The sequence below is a fragment of the Chitinophaga sp. Cy-1792 genome, from assembly GCF_011752935.1.
GTDB lineage: Bacteria > Bacteroidota > Bacteroidia > Chitinophagales > Chitinophagaceae > Chitinophaga.
Genome location: NZ_VWWO01000002.1, coordinates 180,306 through 197,613 on the forward strand (window position 1 = coordinate 180,306; position 17,308 = coordinate 197,613).

The following is a 17,308-nucleotide window of genomic DNA, read 5'->3' on the forward strand; positions in this document are numbered from 1 at the left end:
ACATATAGCCCACCTTGGCTGTTATAGAGAGATATAACCCACTATCTTATGCGAAAACTCTGGCGCTACATAAAAAATACAACTGCCTCCGGCATGTTACTGGTAATTTCCCTGTTTGTGCTGGCCTTTCTGGTATTCAGAATTATTGGGTTTACAAGAAAGATTGTAACGCCTATTGCACATCATTTTCCTTTGCAGATACCCGGTATTGGTAAGGAAACATTGGTAACAATTCTCGTCTTGCTGATATTATGCTTTCTGGCAGGACTTTTCATGAAAACAGAAACAGCACAGCGTTTTAATAAATGGTTGGAGAATAATATCCTGATGCATATTCCCGGTTACAGTTATATCCGGGCATTATCCACGGATGTGCTGACTTCCGGGCATCAGTCTGCCTGGAAGCCAGCCACTATTTTAATTGATGGTAATGAAGTGATTTGCTTTGTAATTGATGAAACAGAAAATTACTGTTCTGTATTTTTTCCTTCTGCACCTTCTCCTACATCCGGTACCGTTAGTGCCAGACAGAAAGGTGATATCCGCTATCTATCTGCCTCCGTGGCAGAAACGATCGGTATTATCCGGCGTTCCGGACAGGGTGCTGCTGATATCTTGGAAAGAATAAGGCCCGAAGGATATATCCAGCCTTCATCGAAGTAACTACTTACCCGCTTTTTCGTTCAGCACATCTTCCAGCTTCTTCAGCTTGTTCATCCAGAATTTATCAAAGTAGCTAATCCATTCCTGAATGGATTTAAAGCCTTCCTGGTTGAGCAGGCAATACCTTTCCCTGCCGATATCATGGATCGTGATAAACCCTGCATTGCAGAGGATTTTGATATGTTTTGATACCGCCGGGCGGCTCATATCAAAGTTTTCTGCCAGTGCGTTGATCGTCAGGCTTTTCTTCGACAGGAGGTGCAGCATTTCGCGGCGACTGGGATCGGCGATGGTCTGGAATACATCTAGTGCAGCCGCAGTCATTTGGAAGCGGCTTTTATCAGGCCATCCAGCTCTGCCAGGTTATCCTGCCAGCCTTTGGTCATGATCTGGAATGTGAAGGCCTGCTGTTCGGTAAATCCGCTATGCTCCAGTAGCAGCAATGTGCCGTTGTCTTTGGCTTCCAGCGTCCATGTTACTACCGTGTCTAATGTTACTACTCCCGGAGAGGGGCCGCCTTTCCAGGAATATACCAGCTTCTTAAAAGGAACTAACTCCAATACCTTGCAGTAGATGGTGCCGTCAAAGCCGAAATTAGGCATAGGCGTGGTGCGGAAAGTGAATTCGTACCCCAGTTCTGCTTTGAGGTTGTTCTCCATCAGCCAGCTGGCTATTTTGTCTGATTCGGTGATGTATTCCCATACCAGCTGCGCCGGATGCTGGTAAAAGAATTCCTGTTTGATTGTACTGTTCATGATATGTAACTTAAAAGTTACTCAAAAATAAATGTAACTTTTAAGTTACACAAATATTTTTTTAGATAGATGCAGACCAGTTATTAAAGAAATAGCTCAACTGGTCTGCATCAGTTAGCTGAAACTATCCCTGGTTACGGGATTTATTTCTGCCTGCTAAAAACATCTGCAATACTACGGACGCTAAAATAAGCGTGAGTCCGACATAAAAGGAAAACCCCAGCATACGGCCTTCATTAAAAAACAGCATGGCGAGGATGATACTGTAAACCGGTTCCAGGTTAAAACAAAGGTTAACCGTAAATGCCGATATCTGCTTTAATGCTTCTGCGACCAGCACATATATGCCAATGGTACAGAAAGAAGCCAGCAACAGGAGATAGCCCAGTTCTGTCATATCGGGCAGCAGCCTTGCTCCCGGAAACGCATATACGTAGAATGGGAGTATTAACCCAACGGCTACCGTACCACCCAGCATCTGGTAATAATTGATCATGGTAGCCTCGTAACGCTTTACCAGTCCCTCATTGGCGATGATATAAAATGCATTCAGCAAAGAAGAAATGACGCCTAATATTATGCCCAGCCTGAATGCCGTATCAAAATGAAAAATCAGGCCGATGCCGGCTACTGTCAATAAACTCAGTAATAATTCTGCAATAATCAGTTTGCGTCGCTGAATGACAGGCCCCAGTACCGCAGTAAAGAAACCTGTCATGCAAAAGCAGATCACCGCCACGGATATATTGCCGTATTTGATGCTGGCATAAAAGAACACCCAGGCAAGTGCCGGCAGAATGCCACTCAGCGCCATTTTCCGCGCGGCAGATGCGCCATAGCCAACGAAACGCCCGCTCAGCTTCAGACCTGTCAGTAAGAGTATAAAGGAAAGACTTAGTCTGAACCATACCAGCGATATTTCATTCAGCGAAATCAGTTTACCGAAAATGCCTGTAAAGCCGGCCAGCAGTATAGAGGTATGCAGGAGAAGAAATGATTTTCTCATCTCAATAATTGTATTGATTAAAACAAATTTGAATAAATAAAAAGGAGGAGTGAGCTAACAACCAATACAAACCTGCATGGCCTCTCAGAAAGGCCAGTAAAGAAGTAAGAAATCCGGTCGTAGCGCAATTATGCTACTACTGGAGGAGGAAGTACGTTGGTAATAAATGGTGTAAACATGCCTGTAAGTTAATACTTTCTACCTGCATATGCAAATCACGGAATACATTACATTTGTTGCCATACCAGCGCCGATATTATGTTTGATGATGCAAATTTCCGGAAACAATACCATTCGCTGCCCCAGGATGCAAAGATGATAATTGATATATTATCCATTTATATGTATCCGGTCGATAAACCAACGCTCAACGCCGCAGTGGCCACGCTCAGCCTGCTTCAGCCTGCACAGTCGGGCGAGCTGCTACAGCAGCTGGGCGACAGAGAACTACTGCACCGGAATATCTCCGGGAATTATTTTCTGCCACTGGAACATTGCCTGCAGCTATTTCCGGAAAATATCACGAAACCTGCCTATCAGCAAATGCTGCAACAGGTGCCCGCCAATGATTTTCACTTCTACAGTGCCCATGCGGCGCTGCAGGAAGTACAACGCCTCCTGGTAGCGGCCTTCATTGGAGATAAATCGCTCCTCTTCCTACCCATCCGGAAAATAGAGCAGCAACTCAACGAATACCTGCCTTTTCTCTCCTGCCTGGCAGGACGTCAAAAATATCGGTTCCTGCTCCAACTGTTCGACAGCACCGCCGTAGAAGCCATGTTCGCCTGGGCTATGCGCTTTCAGTTGCAGCAATTGCAGCCACTGGCCCTCATCCGCCAGCTGAAACAGGAACTGCAACAATTCAGCAGCAACGATATCGTTCCGGAAACAGCTATCCTGGAAGGTTCGCTCACGCTGCTTCCCCAACCAGCTACCGCAGATGATTATTTTGCAAATGCCATCTATCATCTATATCATATGGATACGGCGCAGGCAAAAAGCAGCTTCGAACTGGGCATCAAAAAACAACGTAGCGCTGATAAAAAAAATATCATTCCCACCACACCATTGATGGCATTTTATTATGCCTCTATGCTGGTATTACTGCCAGTGGGCGAAGCTACGCCTCAAATGCAAAAGGTGACGGAGTTCTACGAGCGCAAACATTTCCCGGCAATCATTCCTGCCATCGCCCTCCTGCAACTGCATATGGGCAAAAGGGAAAAAGCAGAAAACCTGTTGCAGCTGATATTTGAAATGGCCGCCAAAGAGCCGGACAAACGACTGATGCTGCTGCTGGGCATGTGGGCACTGAAATGGTACCACCCTAAAAATAAATTGCTTCTCCTGCATCAGGCTACCTGCCGGCTGTTGCTGGCAAAGGCTATCGCCAACGGCTATACGATGCCGGCGCTGGAGTATCTGTACTATACCCGCGATGAAGGTTATGAAGGCTATGAATCCTGGTACCGCGAAATGATCGCAAATACAGGGCTGGAGCCGCTGGGCACCAGATCCTTGCAGGTGCCGGAATGGGAACGCATTCTGAATGCCTTGCTGGGCACGGAAGAGAAGAAGAAGGAAAAGGCCGGCAGCAAATTTCGTATAGCCTGGCTCGTTGATCTGGGAAGATTTACGGTGCAGCCGGTACAGCAACAGTATAAAGAGGCCACTGGCTGGAGTCGCGGCAGAAATATCGCCCTTTCACGTATTAAAGATGGCAGTGCAGAAGGAATGACGGAACAGGATATTCGTATAGGCAGCACCGTGCAACGTGTTAGCTTTTACAATGCCGGTGCGGATTCCTGGTCGTTCGAACAGCGGGTATGGCAGGAAATAGCTGGCCATCCCTTGCTTTTTAGTGAGGAAGATGGCGAAACACCGGTGGAAGTGATTAAAGCCACGCCTGAATTATCGGTACTTACCCACGCGAAAGGCTTTACCTTCAAAACCAATATAGATGACTATTCCAGCCCGGTGATCTTCGTACGGGAAAGTCTGACCAGATTGAAGGTTATCCCTGTCAGCGCGCAACAGCAACACCTGTTACGCACCCTGCAGCAGTTGCAGTCTATTCCGGCATCCGGTAAAGATAAGCTGGCAAAGGTTTTACAACACCTGTCTGCCTATTTCACGATTCATGCAGATATACTGGATACACCTGCTGATATCAGAAGTATCCGGGGAGATGCCCGCATAGTAGTACAGCTGCTGCCTATGAATACCGGCCTGAAAGCGGCCTTTTTTATCAAGCCTTTTAAAACAGATCCGCCCTATTGCAAACCTGGACTGGGAGGTAAATCGGTGCTGGGCATCATGAACGGAGAGCGTTGCCAGGCATTGCGTGATCAGGAGCAGGAAATGGCCAACTTCAACAAGCTGCTGGGATATATTCAGCAAAATATGTTACAGGAGGTAGATGATGACCAGATAATTTTTGAAGATCCTGCGGATTGTTTGCAGTTGCTGGAAATCATCCGCGAACACCCGGACCTGGCCATTGCCGAATGGCCGGAAGGAGAGCGGTACCGCATCAGCAAACAGGTAGACCTCAAAGACCTGCATATCGCTATAAAGGAAAAAGACCATTGGTTTACCTGTGAAGCCAATATTTATATAGATGAATACACGGTGTTGTCACTTAAAGAATTACTGGATGATAAAGCCGTTAAAAAACACAAATTCGTAACATTAAAAAACGGGGAAATCATCTCCCTGGAAGATAACTTACGTAAACGGATATACGATCTGGCGGCTTTTATCATAGAAGAGGATAACAGCCTGCGTATACGTCCCATGCTGGCGCCTTTCGCTGCGGAAGCCCTGCTGGACATGGAAAAGGTAGAAACAGACCGGCATTGGAAATCCATGTTGGCAAAATGGCAAAAAGCACAAAGTATACAACCGGAAGTGCCGGCAGGACTGCAAACCAGTCTGCGTAACTACCAGGAAGAAGGTTTCCGCTGGATGGTACAGCTGGCCTCCTGGGGAGCAGGTGCCTGTCTGGCTGATGACATGGGGCTCGGAAAAACAGTGCAGTCGCTGGCGCTATTGCTCCAACGTGCGGCAGAAGGCCCTGCGCTGATCGTTTGTCCTGCCTCTGTATTGCCTAACTGGATCAGTGAAGCGCTGCGTTTTGCACCAGCATTACAGTTTACAGACCTTAGCAGCGGAAACCGCGCCGCTATTATCAAAAAGGCGGCTGCTTTTGAGGTAGTCATTACCACCTACGGCCTCCTGCAATCAGAAGAGCAGCTGCTGGCCAATCGTAAATGGGCTACTATTGTGCTGGATGAGGCGCATATCATCCGTAACCATCAGACGCGCACTGCTAAGGCGGCATATAATCTGCAAGCCGGTTTTAAACTCGCCCTCACGGGAACGCCTATACAAAATAACCTGACGGAAATATGGGGACTCTTCAGGTTCCTGTGTCCTGAGCTGCTAGGCAGCATTGATTTCTTCAATAAGCAATATGTATTTCCATCGTTGAGAAACCCGGAGAGCAATGTCAAAAAGCAGCTGAAGAGGATATTGTCGCCATTTATGCTGCGGCGTACCAAAACGGCCGTATTGGAGGAGCTGCCACCAAGCACGGAAATCGTTAAGCTGGTGGAGCAATCCCCTGAAGAGACTGCTTTATATGAAGCCGTACGGCGTCGTGCGCTGGAGTCGCTGACCGCACAGGAAGGAAACAATGCGCAGCGCCATATCCGCGCCCTGGCAGAAATTACCCGCCTCAGAATGGCGGCATGCCATCCAAAGCTGGTAGATAGCCAGCTGGAAATGGGTAGCTCCAAACTCAATGCCTTCCTGGAAATTGTGGACGAGCTGCTGGAAAATAACCATAAAGCACTTGTATTCAGCCAGTTTGTAAAACACCTGGATCTCGTAAAAGCAGCCTTGCTGCAGAAAGGTATCCGCTTCCTCTATCTCGATGGCAGTACCCCAATTGCGACCCGTGCTAAACTGGTAAAACAGTTCCAGGCCGGAGAAGCCGATTTGTTCCTTATAAGTCTGAAAGCCGGCGGCCTGGGCCTCAACCTCACTGCCGCCGATTATGTCATCCACCTCGATCCGTGGTGGAACCCTGCTATCGAAGAGCAGGCGTCCGACAGGGCAAGGCGTATCGGCCAGACAAGGCCCGTCACCATTTATCGTTTGGTTGCCATGCATACCATCGAAGAAAAAATCCTCACCCTTCACAATACCAAAAGAGAACTCGCCGACCAGCTGCTGGAAGGTACTGATATGGCTGTCAAACTCTCCGCTGATGAATTGATCGAATTGGTGAATACGTTATAAGGTTAGCACTGCTACCACTCGACTATTTCTATGAATGGTGATGCATCAGCGCACCGCCCATATACTGTTTCTTCCGGGCTGGACTTACGAGTAAATGCCCTACGTTTCTTATTCCTTTCGAAAATCTCATCCTACGCTATTTCTCCTTGGGAATGGCGGCCGCTCGCCATCGCGGCAAATCAATCGGCCTGGTACTGTCTTTCCTGCGGCCGATTTCCGAGGAAAATAACTTACGTGCGCTATTTCTCCTTGGGAATGGTCGGCAAATCAATCGGCCTGGTACTGTCTTTCGTGAGGTCGATTTCCAAGGAAAATAACTTACGTGCGCTATTTCTCCTTGGGAATGGTCGGCAAATCAATCGGCCTGGTACTGTCTTTCGTGAGGTCGATTTTCGAGGGAAATAACCTACGTGCGCTATTTCTCCTTGGGAATGGCTGGCCGCGCGCCAGCGCGGCCAGCCCTCCTCCCGACCATCGAAGATGGTCGGGAAAATAACCCCAATTGCCTACATGATAACTAGACTATGATTTAACACTTGTTTATCAGGCTAGATAAATTCTATATGAAATTTTCCCCCCAATTTTGACGTTACTGGGACCATGTGAACGAGCGTAAATGAAATCTGTACAAAACCCGTAAGCCCGTCAATGAAAAAAATTTTATTATTCCTCACACTCTTGTGCCTTGCACAAGGGTTGCACGCACAGCACGCAGTTATCCGAGGACAAGTAACGGACACGCTTAACCGAAACCACTTGCCCAATGCAGTAGTAGCGGTGCTTCGCGCCAAAGACTCTATTCTGTACAAGTTCCAGCGTACTACCGCCGATGGAAAATTTGAACTAAAAAACCTGCAACCAGGTAATTACCTCGTCAGTATCAGCTACCCGAAATTTGCTGATTACGTTGAACCGGTAACGTTAGACTCATCTACCGTAAAGGAAATGGGCAATATCGGTGTTATCCAGAAATCCAAACTGCTGCAGGAAGTAGTGATCAAACAACAGGTAGCGGCTATACGATTTAAAGGAGATACCACTGAGTTCAACGCAGATAGCTTCAAAACGGCCGCCAATGCCAATGTAGAAGACCTGCTCAAAATCCTCCCGGGCATACAGGTAGATAGCAAAGGACAAATCACCGCCATGGGACAGACAGTAAAAAAGGTATTGGTAGATGGGGAAGAGTTCTTTGGTGATGACCCCACACTGGTCACCAAAAACCTCCGCGCCGACATGGTCGATAAAGTACAGCTCTTTGATAAGTCGAGCGACCAGGCCGCCTTTACCGGTGTAGATGATGGCAATAAATCCCGGACAATCAACATCAAACTAAAAGAAGATAAAAAACGTGGTTACTTCGGGAAAATCGATGTAGGCGGTGCTACCGAAGGCTACTTCAACACAGAGCTGATGTTCAACCTCTTCAGAGGAAAAAAGAAATTTGCAGCCTATGGCATCGCCAGCAACCTCGGAAAAACAGGTCTTAACTGGGATGAGAGAGATCGATTCGGCTCCAGCAATGCAGAGAATATGTCTGTGGAAGATAATGGTGATATGTACTTTTACGGCTCCGGCGACGATGACCTCGGCGGATGGGGCGGCCGCTTCGATGGACAGGGATTCCCACTTTCACAGAATGCAGGTGTACACTATGAAGATAAATGGAATGAAGACAAGCACCGGGTAAACCTCAACGCCAAAGCCATGCACCTCGGTGTGGAACAGTGGTCTCAAAACCTCAACCAGACAGTACTGAATAACCAGGTGCAAATCACCAAAGATACCAGCAGCTCCAAAAACTCCACTTCCAGGATGACAGCAAGCGGCATCTATGAACTGAAACTGGATACCCTGTCATCTGTGAAGTTTACAGTGAAAGGAGGTAAGGATAACAGCAGCAGCTTGTCGCAGTCGCATGGTACCGTTACCGATGATGAAGGTAACCTGCTCAATGAAAGCCATAACCGCAGAGCCGGTAATGGCGATAGAAACTATTTCAGCACAGAAATGCTGTGGCGCCAGAAATTTAAGAAAATAGGCAGGACAGTGTCCCTGAGTATAGCACAGAATTATAACAAGGATAACAATACAGCGCTGCAGGAGTCGGAAGTGGATGTGTATAAAACAGGCAAACTGGATACGACAATGATGGTTGATCAGCATAAGATCAGCAACTCAGAACTGTTTCACCTGTCTGGTACCGCCACCTATACGGAGCCACTCAGCAAGAAATCAAGCATGGTATTTACTTACGGCCTGGATGTCAATAATAACCAGTCCGGCAGAAGTTCATACAACAAAGATGCCGGCGGAAAATATACAGACCTGGATTCCCTCTACAGCAACGATTTCGCGTATAATGTGATGACCAACAAAGGCGGACTGGGATATTCCTACAACACTAAAAAAGTGAAGTTTAGCGCCAACGCCATTGCAGGAAGTACCAACTATACACAGGAAAATATGTTCACCGGCAATCTCTGGAAACGCAGTTTTGTGAACTATTATCCCAATGCAAGATTCGTATATAGTATGGGGCCGCAAAGAAGTTTACGATTCAGCTATAATGGTTATTCAAGACAGCCAAGTGTGCAGCAGCTACAGCCACTGGTAAGTAATGATAACCAGATCAATATTTTCGTCGGAAACCCTGATCTGAGGCCGGCATTCAATAGTAATTTCAGTATTGGCTATGGCGACTACCAGGTAATGAAAGAGCGTGGTATGTGGGCCTGGCTTAGCTTTAATATGACGAACAACGATTTTTCTACCAGTACCATCACCGATGCTAGCGGCAGAAGCAAAACGACTACCGTTAACGTGAACGGAAATTCAACAATATACCTGAACCTGAGCTATAACTGGAAAGTAAAGCCGTTGAATACCCGCTTCGATATCTCTACCAACAGTAATTACCGGAAGACGACCAACTTTGTAAATCTCCAGGAAAACCACACCAATGCTGCTAATTTAAATCTCCGTATAGGCGCAAATACCTATAAGGAAAAGAAATATGAGCAGTATTTCAGTTTTTCTGCCAACTACAATAGTTCCGTGTCATCTATTCAGAAAAGTCTGACGACCTCCTACATGACTTACTCTCTGTATGAAAGCCTGACACTGAGGTTGCCTTATCACTTTGAAGTAAACTCAAATATAGACTACAGCATTCGTCCTAAAACGGATCTGTTTACCACCAATAATAACCAGGCTATCTGGGGTGCTTCGGTAGCTAAGAAGTTTGGTAAGGAAGATGCGTTTCAGGTCAGGGCATCTGTAGAAGATATCCTGCAGCAACGTTTGGGTATTAACCGTTTCAGTACTGCGAATGTCGTTACCCAGCAGACGTACGGTATTATTGGCAGATATGCGATGTTAAGCTTTGTCTGGAATTTCAAAAAATTTGGTGGCGCGCCAGCAGCTAAATAATTAAAGTTATGATCAGAAAAATTGCAATAGTCATTATAAGTTTCCTGCTGGTAGCAGGGAAATTGAGTGCTCAGGCAGATGTATTTCTGCACAGCGGAAAGATTCAGTACGAACGGAAAATGAATATGCATGCATACATCGATGAGATATTCAAAGATGAAGATGATGATGCCTGGAAAGAGATCAGCAAAAAGCGCTATCCGTTGAAGTTTCAGAGTGCTTTCTATGATTGTTATTTTACAGATACTGCTTCCCTCTATTTGCCGGAAGATGGTAACAAAGGCATAGAACAGGTGCCTTCTTCCGAAAATGTGATCTACAATACTTTTGCAGATGGGAAAACAATAGCAAAGAAATCATTCTTTGAAACAAACTTCCTGTTGCAGGATAGTATCAGGAAGATTGACTGGAAGATCACTGATGAAACCCGTAATATCGCTGGGTTTGAGTGCAGGCGTGCCAATGCGGTGATCATGGATTCTATCTATGTGGTAGCTTTCTATACAGATCAGATCATCGCGCCTGGTGGTCCTGAATCTTTTGCCGGCCTGCCCGGGATGATCCTGGGAGTAGCGTTGCCATATGATCACGTAAGCTGGTTTGCTACAAAGGTATTGGTTGATAATCCACCGCCGGCTGTTATGCAGCCGCCTAAAAAAGGAAAAGTGGTGAACCGTCAGCAGATGCATGAATTAATGACAAAAGCAGTAGGACAATGGGGGACAAGAGGAAAGCGATTTATCAAAAGTGCGGAGCTATAATAACATAAAAAAAAGCCCCCCTCTACATCGGTAGAGGGGGGCTTTTTTTATGGCTGAGTACCCCAATTTATTGTTCGCGATTTTGTTTAAATGTGGAAAAAATTATTTTTTTGGTGGATAAAAAAGAAGCAATTAAATTTGACTTCCTGCGAATCAAATGATTAACTCCTAAGCATAACCACCCGCAACGTCATTAAATTTTTATTTCGAATTAGCAAGCCTGTATCAATATTTATATAAAAGATTGAATTTATATAATTGATAAAAGATACTTCTTTTTCGTAACGTGGAATTATAATGAATGACTGCGGAGTGCTCTCACTCCGCAAAAATTTTTCTCTGATTATCTTTTATTGAAGTTTATATATTGAATGTTCGTCGGACGGCACTCACCTGTTTTGAATGGACGTATTGTTTTTTAATCTTAAAACTTAAACCGTTGAAAAGTTCATGGAATGAGAATTTTACGCAGACAGAGATCTAAACCGCATTGTCGTTTAACATTCAGTGGAACCGTAGCTTTAAGGTAACCGCAACATCTGTAAGATTACGTCACAGCGAATAAGTACGGAGCAGAACGGAATGGCCCGGAGAGAAGAATTTATCGATCGTATTTCCGGAATTACTATCTGAAGAAACCCTTGCATTTTTTGTGCCCCGTTAGCTCTTACCAGCTAAGCAGTTACCCCTCTGACGGTGACATCGTTTACTCATCAGCACTGGTCATGTCAGACCAAAGATGGATTAGCGCAGTCCGGTGGTGGATCTCATTATACCGATCACCATAAAATACGTCATTATGAAAAAATTCTTTTGTTTGTTGGTTGTTGTATGCGCCACCATGCGCTTAGCTGCGCAATCTACGGAGACTACGCAAACTGCGCAGGCTACAACGGTGGCTATGCCAATTGAGGATGAGGATATCGTAATGGAAATCTTCGGTAAAAACAAGGAAGCGCTTATGCAGGATTATCTACGTATTTCACCACTGGAAACAAAGTCATTCCAGGAAGCATTGTTTGACTATGAAAATGAAAAAAGACCCTGGCAGGCAGAAAGATTGGCCCTATTGAAAATGTACAATGAAGAATTTGCCTCTATCGACGAAAGAAAAATGAACTCTCTGACCAAACAGCTCATGAGCAATGATATGGAATACAGCCATCTTCAATTGCGCTATTTCAGAAGAATGAATAAACTGCTCGGTGCAACCCGCGCTGCTAAATTCTTCCAGCTGGACAGCTATTTCGAACAATCCACCAAGGCCTATATACAGAACAATCTCCCCTTTATCAAGGAGTTGGAATCTGACCGGCAAATCTCTATGAAAGATAAACCGGTTTCCATTCGCTAATGTTCCTGAAAAAGAAGTCCGTCTCTACCATGTAGAGACGGACCTTCTATTTTATACAACATCATGTTGCTATTATTAATCCAGCGATTCGTAATCTTCTGTATAAGGTAATGTCTGGAACTTCGCCGCCAGGTCTTCCGGTAAGGCTGTAAGCTTCCTTTTCAACACATCTATCCAGGCACCATCTACATTGACAGTAGCAGCTTTCACACCATCCTGGCGAAATATCTCATGCTGAACAGACCAGCGGCTGCCATCTTTCTTCGATCTCCTGATCATACAGCTTACCTTCAGCACATCGTTAGGACCCACCTCCCTATGATAAATCAACTCCTCCCGGAAAAGAATCGGCCCCATTTTCAAACGCATCAGATCATTGACCTCCAATCCCACACTGATCAGCATATTCATTCTTGCCTGTGCAGCAAAATCCGCATAGGCGGAATGTCTCATATGCATATTTGCATCTAGCTGTGCCCACATTACAGGGCCTTCGAAATATATGTTGTCCATACTTAAATTTACGAAGAAATACCTTTGCTATTATTATAGAGAGATGTTAAATCTGCTCGTATGAGGCGGATTAATTATTATACATCTTCCTGAAGGCCAGTGGCGATAAATTTGTTCTTGCCTTAAAGAGCTTACTGAAAGATTGTGGATGTTCAAATCCCAGCTCATAGGCGATTTCGCTAACAGATAGTTCCGTCGCGGATAATTGCTGCTTGGCCACAGCGATTATCTTTTCATGGATATGTTGCTGTGTACTCTTACCCGTAACGCTTTTCAGTAACCCACTCAGGTAATTGGGCGAAAGGTGCAACGCTGCAGCGATATCCTGCACCGCCGGCAGCCCGGAGGATGAAAGGGCCTTGTCGCTGAAATGTACATCCAGCAATGCCTCCAGTTTTTCCAGGATTTTATGATTGCTGATCTTACGTGTGATGAACTGCCGCTGATAAAAACGCTCTGCATAGGCCAGCAATACCTCCAGCTGCGCAATAATAATCTGTTCACTGAATTTATCAATGTTGTTATGCAGTTCCTGTTCTATTATCCGCATGATGCCGGTGATAATCGCCTCTTCTTTTTCAGATAAAAACAACGCTTCATTGACAGCATAGTCAAAGTATTCGTATTGCCGGATTTTGGTGGCCAGCGGCGTATTCCACAGAAAATCCGGATGCACCTGTAATATAAGCCCGGAATGTTTTGCCGCGAGCTCTTCATCCGTTTCTATACTGAATACCTGCCCGGGTGCGATAAAGAACATCAGTCCTTCATCGAAGTCGTACTGCTGCTGACCATATTTGATTTTAGCGCCAGGGTTGCGTTTCAGCGAAATGGAATAAAATCCTGGTGCAAAAGTGCTGCCTTTCGCCGTGCTGTAATCAATCGTTTTCAAGTCAATGACACTGATCAGCGGATGCTCCGGCGCAGGCAGCTTTCTGAGCTTATGAAACTCACTGATGGTATTGACATGATGTATCGTTTTCCTGGGCATAACTGAAGCTACAATTTTTTTGAAATTATTTTAAAATACAGTTTTTGAAGCGAATAAACTGACTTTCAGTACCTAATGACGGAGTGGTGTTATCACTATGATAACCAGGTTATTATGTGAAAATTTTATGAAATCCGGCTGTTAAGTTTTACCGAATATAACTGGGCAAAATTTATAGAATGGCATTTGATAAAACCTATCACGTAAATGTAAAATTGAGGGATGAGAGCAAACTTTATACGTTTGTTAGCTCTGGACCAGAGGAGATAGTAAAAGCAGTTGAATATACTTATACCCAGCATTTAGGAAAATATCCGGTTTATAACCTCGGTTTTGGAGATTATGATCCACTTACAGATTCTATTATAGACCGGGTGATAAGTAATAACGGAGATGTTTACACTGTTTTTTATACTGTTTTAAATACTGTTCTGCACTTTTTTGATGAGAACCCAAACGCTATAATGTCTGTTGAGGGAAGTGACTCTGGTAAGGCGTTTTCGGAGGAATGCAGGAAGTTATGTCGCAAAAAATGTACGGATATATGTAAAAACATGGATAGACGTATCAGGACTTATAGATGGTTTGTTGATAAGAATATTGATGAACTTAATAAATCATATACATTTTACGGCGGTTGGAGAGGAAAAAAGGGCATTAAGAGAACAGAATGCTATAGGCCAACAGGAATATACAACGTAATATATTGTCATAAAAATAAAATTGTTTAATATGCTAGCTCAAAAAGAAAATCAATCCGAAAAAATGATAACTATACCTGAAATGCTATATCTGTCATTAGTTTCAGAAAGATTGAAGGACAGGATCTTGTTCCCAGAAAGTCTTGCTCGAATGAAAGCTATTCTTGAAGAAACAGACCAGGAAGAATTCCTGGCTTTGATCAACAAAAATATTGCGTGCCATAAGCGAGCCGTTTAGTTCTTATTTAATTGAAGGAAAATCAAGCGATATCACATGCCTTTTGAAAAGGGAAGTCAAACAGAAAAAATGATAACTGTACCCCAAAGAAACTACCTGGAATTGGCCTTAGATAGACTAAAAGATAAGGTTTGGTTTCCTGAAAATCAGGCGCGAACAAAAGAATTTCTTGCAAATGTGGATCATGAGCAATTTATCGCCATGATCAAGGAGGACATAGCAAGGCATAAAAGCGAATAAACAAAGGTGCAGTCATAGCACCTTTGTTTACTGATTTCCTTAATGCCCCACAGGTGCATCTACACTAGTCGCATGATACACTGCTGCAAATGTAGGTGCATAATCTTCCAGTTTCACCTTGCCTAAAGGTATCGGGTGCTGGTCTACATCACCCCTTAACAGCCCGGTATGGGTAGCATGACCCAGCTCCGTCAACGAGGCTGCCATAGCAGGAGGAACGCCCGCTGCTATCAATCCCGCTTTATTATCTTCATCACTTATTACCTGCCATTGCAGCGCAGGGATACCAATGGCCTTGCCTAACACTTCCGCAATTTCATTGCAGGTACGATCGTCGCTGCCGACATAACGCACCGCATCCGGCTTCGGGTTCACCAGCTCCTCCGCTACCGCTGCAGCTATATCCGAAGGTGCTACCATCAATAATTTATCATTCCCGCCATAGTTGGCCGCTATCATTCCCGCCACTTTGATCATCTTCACAAAGTTTAACAGGTTATAGAAAAAGTAACCCGGCCGCACAAACGTCAGGGATAAGCCCGGTACCGCTTTCAGGAGCTCTTCTCCTTTATGGGATCCCGTGATCACACCGGTGCCTTGTTCGTGTTCCGCACCGTAGCTGCTGAGATAAACTGCCCGCTTCACCTGCGCCGCCTGTATGGCTTTGGCGTAGTTATTTGTAATACGTATATAGTAAGCAACCGGGTCCGGCTCCCGGAAATTTGGCGGCACCATACAATATACGGCGTCCGCACCTGCAAAGGCCTTACACAGGAAATCCACATCATCAATGGAACCAATGGCAGCTGTGCCGCCCAATTCATTGATAATGGCCGTTTTGGCCGGATTGGTACTGATAATGGTAACATCGTGCCCGTCGTGGACCAGACTATTCGCCAAAGGCTGACTTATATTTCCTACTGAACCAGTTAATACGATTTTCATATCCGCATTTTTTTAATAAAACAAAGTTGCCACCTATACGAATAACACAGATAACCGAATCGTGGTTTGTTGTAGCCAAACATAAGGGGTAAATTAAAATAACCCCGGGCCTGGTTATTTTAGCGGTAGCATCCTATCTTTATACTATGTATGAGCTTATAGATCAATTTACGGACAAGTGTATCAGTCTCACCCCGGAAGAACGGGAGTACTTCCATGGACTCCTGAAATTCAAGCGGGTAAGGAAACGTACCTACCTCTTGCAGGAAGGAGAGATCTGCGATTTCGAAGCATTTATTGTAAAGGGTTGTGTACGTACTTATTTTTTAAGTGAAGATGGTACGGAAACGATTTTGTCATTTGCCATAGAAAACTGGTGGGTAAGCGATCTGTATAGTTTTACAGAACAGAAACCTTCCAATATGTTTATCGAAACACTGGAAGATTCAGAACTGCTGATCATCGATTATAAAAGCAAGGAAGAATTATATAAGCGCATACCTAAATTTGAAACGCTGTTCCGTCTGTTAGTGCAACGCTCGCTGTTTGCACTGCAGCGCCGTTTCCATAGCCTCGTTTCGCAGACCGCAGAACAACGCTACGTTGCCTTTATGGAAAAGTACCCCGACATAGTACAACGGGTACCACAGAACCAGATCGCGCGCTACCTGGGTGTTTCGCCGGAATTTTTAAGTAAGGTGAGAAACAGTATGCATAAAAAAAGTAAGCCCTAAGGCTTACTTACTGAATATTAAACGGTTGACCTCATTAATTTCATTTTGTGAGATAGTATGCCCCATCTGTGGGTAAACGATGGTGGTTACATCCGCCCCCATATCTTCCAGTACTTTGGTGGTTTCATGTACCCTGGTTACCGGTACGTGAAAATCAGGGTCGCTGCTGCCAATAAATACAGGCATCTTTTCAAAATTACCTTTGTAATTGGCCGTATTTACTGCCGGTCCGATGAGGCCGCCGGTAAAGGCGACTGCTCCACCGTATTTATCCGCATTGCGTGCAATGAATTCCATGGTCAGACAAGCCCCTTGCGAGAATCCCAGGAAATAAATATTTTCTTTTTTGATGCCTGCGGCAATGACTTCTTTGGTCAGTTGCTGCAGATTTTCCAATGCACTGCTGAGCCATGGCTCGTTTTCTTCAATAGGTGCCAGGAATGACTGCGGGTACCAGGTATTGCCAGTGGCCTGTGGGGCCAGCAACGCATAATCACTGACATTTAAATGTGGCGCCAGTGTAAGGATATCACGGGCAGTAGCACCGCGGCCGTGAATCATGATCAGTGCCTTTTCTGCCTCCGCTACCGGTTTGCCGGCAGCAATAACTTTATATTGATGTGCCATAATTAACTCCTTCCTGTTGTTGTGAATATTTTTTTAATGCTGG

The 17,308-nt window shown here is 45.0% G+C and carries 16 protein-coding genes; 9 read left to right on the plus strand and 7 right to left on the minus strand.

What is annotated here, in order from left to right; translation table 11 throughout:
- The first annotated feature begins 48 nt into the window (after positions 1 to 48).
- Entirely contained in the window at positions 49 to 663 is a 615-nt protein-coding gene (locus F3J22_RS15095) for a DUF502 domain-containing protein (RefSeq protein WP_167018786.1), read from the plus strand.
- On the opposite strand, the gene F3J22_RS15100 is transcribed toward F3J22_RS15095, so the two are convergent.
- From F3J22_RS15100 to F3J22_RS15110, 3 genes are all read right to left on the minus strand, one after another.
- Positions 664 to 987 carry a helix-turn-helix transcriptional regulator gene (locus tag F3J22_RS15100; protein ID WP_167018788.1) on the minus strand — a complete coding sequence of 108 codons (324 nt, stop codon included), beginning with the start codon at positions 985 to 987 and terminating at the stop codon, positions 664 to 666. It lies immediately after the preceding gene.
- Entirely contained in the window at positions 984 to 1,418 is a 435-nt protein-coding gene (locus F3J22_RS15105) for an SRPBCC domain-containing protein (protein WP_167018790.1), read from the minus strand. The genes F3J22_RS15100 and F3J22_RS15105 overlap by 4 nt, the downstream gene beginning before the upstream one ends.
- 124 nt (positions 1,419 to 1,542) lie before the next feature.
- Complete coding sequence (locus F3J22_RS15110) at positions 1,543 to 2,424, minus strand: DMT family transporter (RefSeq protein ID WP_167018792.1); 882 nt, start codon at positions 2,422 to 2,424, stop codon at positions 1,543 to 1,545.
- A gap of 342 nt (positions 2,425 to 2,766) precedes the next feature.
- Between F3J22_RS15110 and F3J22_RS15115 the strand changes: the two genes are divergently transcribed.
- From F3J22_RS15115 to F3J22_RS15130, 4 genes are all read left to right on the plus strand, one after another.
- Positions 2,767 to 6,729: a DEAD/DEAH box helicase gene (locus F3J22_RS15115; RefSeq protein WP_167018794.1), complete on the plus strand. Its 3,963-nt coding sequence runs from the start codon at positions 2,767 to 2,769 to the stop codon at positions 6,727 to 6,729.
- Between the two features lie 648 nt (positions 6,730 to 7,377).
- Positions 7,378 to 10,161 (plus strand): TonB-dependent receptor, encoded by a 2,784-nt coding sequence (locus F3J22_RS15120; protein WP_167018796.1) that lies wholly within the window; start codon positions 7,378 to 7,380, stop codon positions 10,159 to 10,161.
- Positions 10,162 to 10,169: 8 nt separating this feature from the next.
- Positions 10,170 to 10,922 carry a GLPGLI family protein gene (locus F3J22_RS15125; protein ID WP_167018798.1) on the plus strand — a complete coding sequence of 251 codons (753 nt, stop codon included), beginning with the start codon at positions 10,170 to 10,172 and terminating at the stop codon, positions 10,920 to 10,922.
- A gap of 799 nt (positions 10,923 to 11,721) precedes the next feature.
- On the plus strand, positions 11,722 to 12,276 hold the full coding sequence (locus F3J22_RS15130) for a hypothetical protein (protein ID WP_167018799.1): 555 nt from the start codon (positions 11,722 to 11,724) through the stop codon (positions 12,274 to 12,276).
- Positions 12,277 to 12,351: 75 nt separating this feature from the next.
- Here F3J22_RS15130 and F3J22_RS15135 read toward each other — a convergent pair whose 3' ends face one another.
- Both F3J22_RS15135 and F3J22_RS15140 read right to left on the minus strand, forming a co-directional pair.
- The gene (locus F3J22_RS15135; protein ID WP_167018801.1) at positions 12,352 to 12,789 is read right to left on the minus strand and encodes a thioesterase family protein; all 438 of its coding nucleotides are present in this window, start codon (positions 12,787 to 12,789) and stop codon (positions 12,352 to 12,354) included.
- 70 nt (positions 12,790 to 12,859) lie between these two features.
- Positions 12,860 to 13,780 (minus strand): AraC family transcriptional regulator, encoded by a 921-nt coding sequence (locus F3J22_RS15140; protein ID WP_167018802.1) that lies wholly within the window; start codon positions 13,778 to 13,780, stop codon positions 12,860 to 12,862.
- A 179-nt stretch (positions 13,781 to 13,959) separates the two neighbouring features.
- Here F3J22_RS15140 and F3J22_RS15145 point away from each other — a divergent pair, with 179 nt between their 5' ends.
- From F3J22_RS15145 to F3J22_RS15155, 3 genes are read left to right on the plus strand one after another with little or no spacing between them, the layout of a single operon-like run.
- Entirely contained in the window at positions 13,960 to 14,511 is a 552-nt protein-coding gene (locus F3J22_RS15145) for a hypothetical protein (RefSeq protein WP_167018803.1), read from the plus strand.
- A 1-nt stretch (position 14,512) separates the two neighbouring features.
- Positions 14,513 to 14,719, plus strand: coding sequence for a hypothetical protein (locus F3J22_RS15150; protein WP_167018804.1), 207 nt, complete (start codon positions 14,513 to 14,515; stop codon positions 14,717 to 14,719).
- A gap of 36 nt (positions 14,720 to 14,755) precedes the next feature.
- Entirely contained in the window at positions 14,756 to 14,959 is a 204-nt protein-coding gene (locus tag F3J22_RS15155) for a hypothetical protein (protein ID WP_167018805.1), read from the plus strand.
- A 39-nt stretch (positions 14,960 to 14,998) separates the two neighbouring features.
- Here the strand turns inward: F3J22_RS15155 and F3J22_RS15160 are convergent, their stop codons facing one another.
- Entirely contained in the window at positions 14,999 to 15,904 is a 906-nt protein-coding gene (locus F3J22_RS15160; RefSeq protein ID WP_167018806.1) for an NAD(P)H-binding protein, read from the minus strand.
- A gap of 146 nt (positions 15,905 to 16,050) precedes the next feature.
- Here F3J22_RS15160 and F3J22_RS15165 point away from each other — a divergent pair, with 146 nt between their 5' ends.
- Positions 16,051 to 16,638, plus strand: a complete 588-nt coding sequence (locus F3J22_RS15165) for a Crp/Fnr family transcriptional regulator (RefSeq protein WP_167018807.1) — start codon at positions 16,051 to 16,053, stop codon at positions 16,636 to 16,638.
- 3 nt (positions 16,639 to 16,641) lie between these two features.
- Here F3J22_RS15165 and F3J22_RS15170 read toward each other — a convergent pair whose 3' ends face one another.
- Positions 16,642 to 17,265, minus strand: a complete 624-nt coding sequence (locus tag F3J22_RS15170) for an alpha/beta hydrolase (RefSeq protein WP_167018808.1) — start codon at positions 17,263 to 17,265, stop codon at positions 16,642 to 16,644.
- Positions 17,266 to 17,308 lie beyond the last annotated feature (43 nt).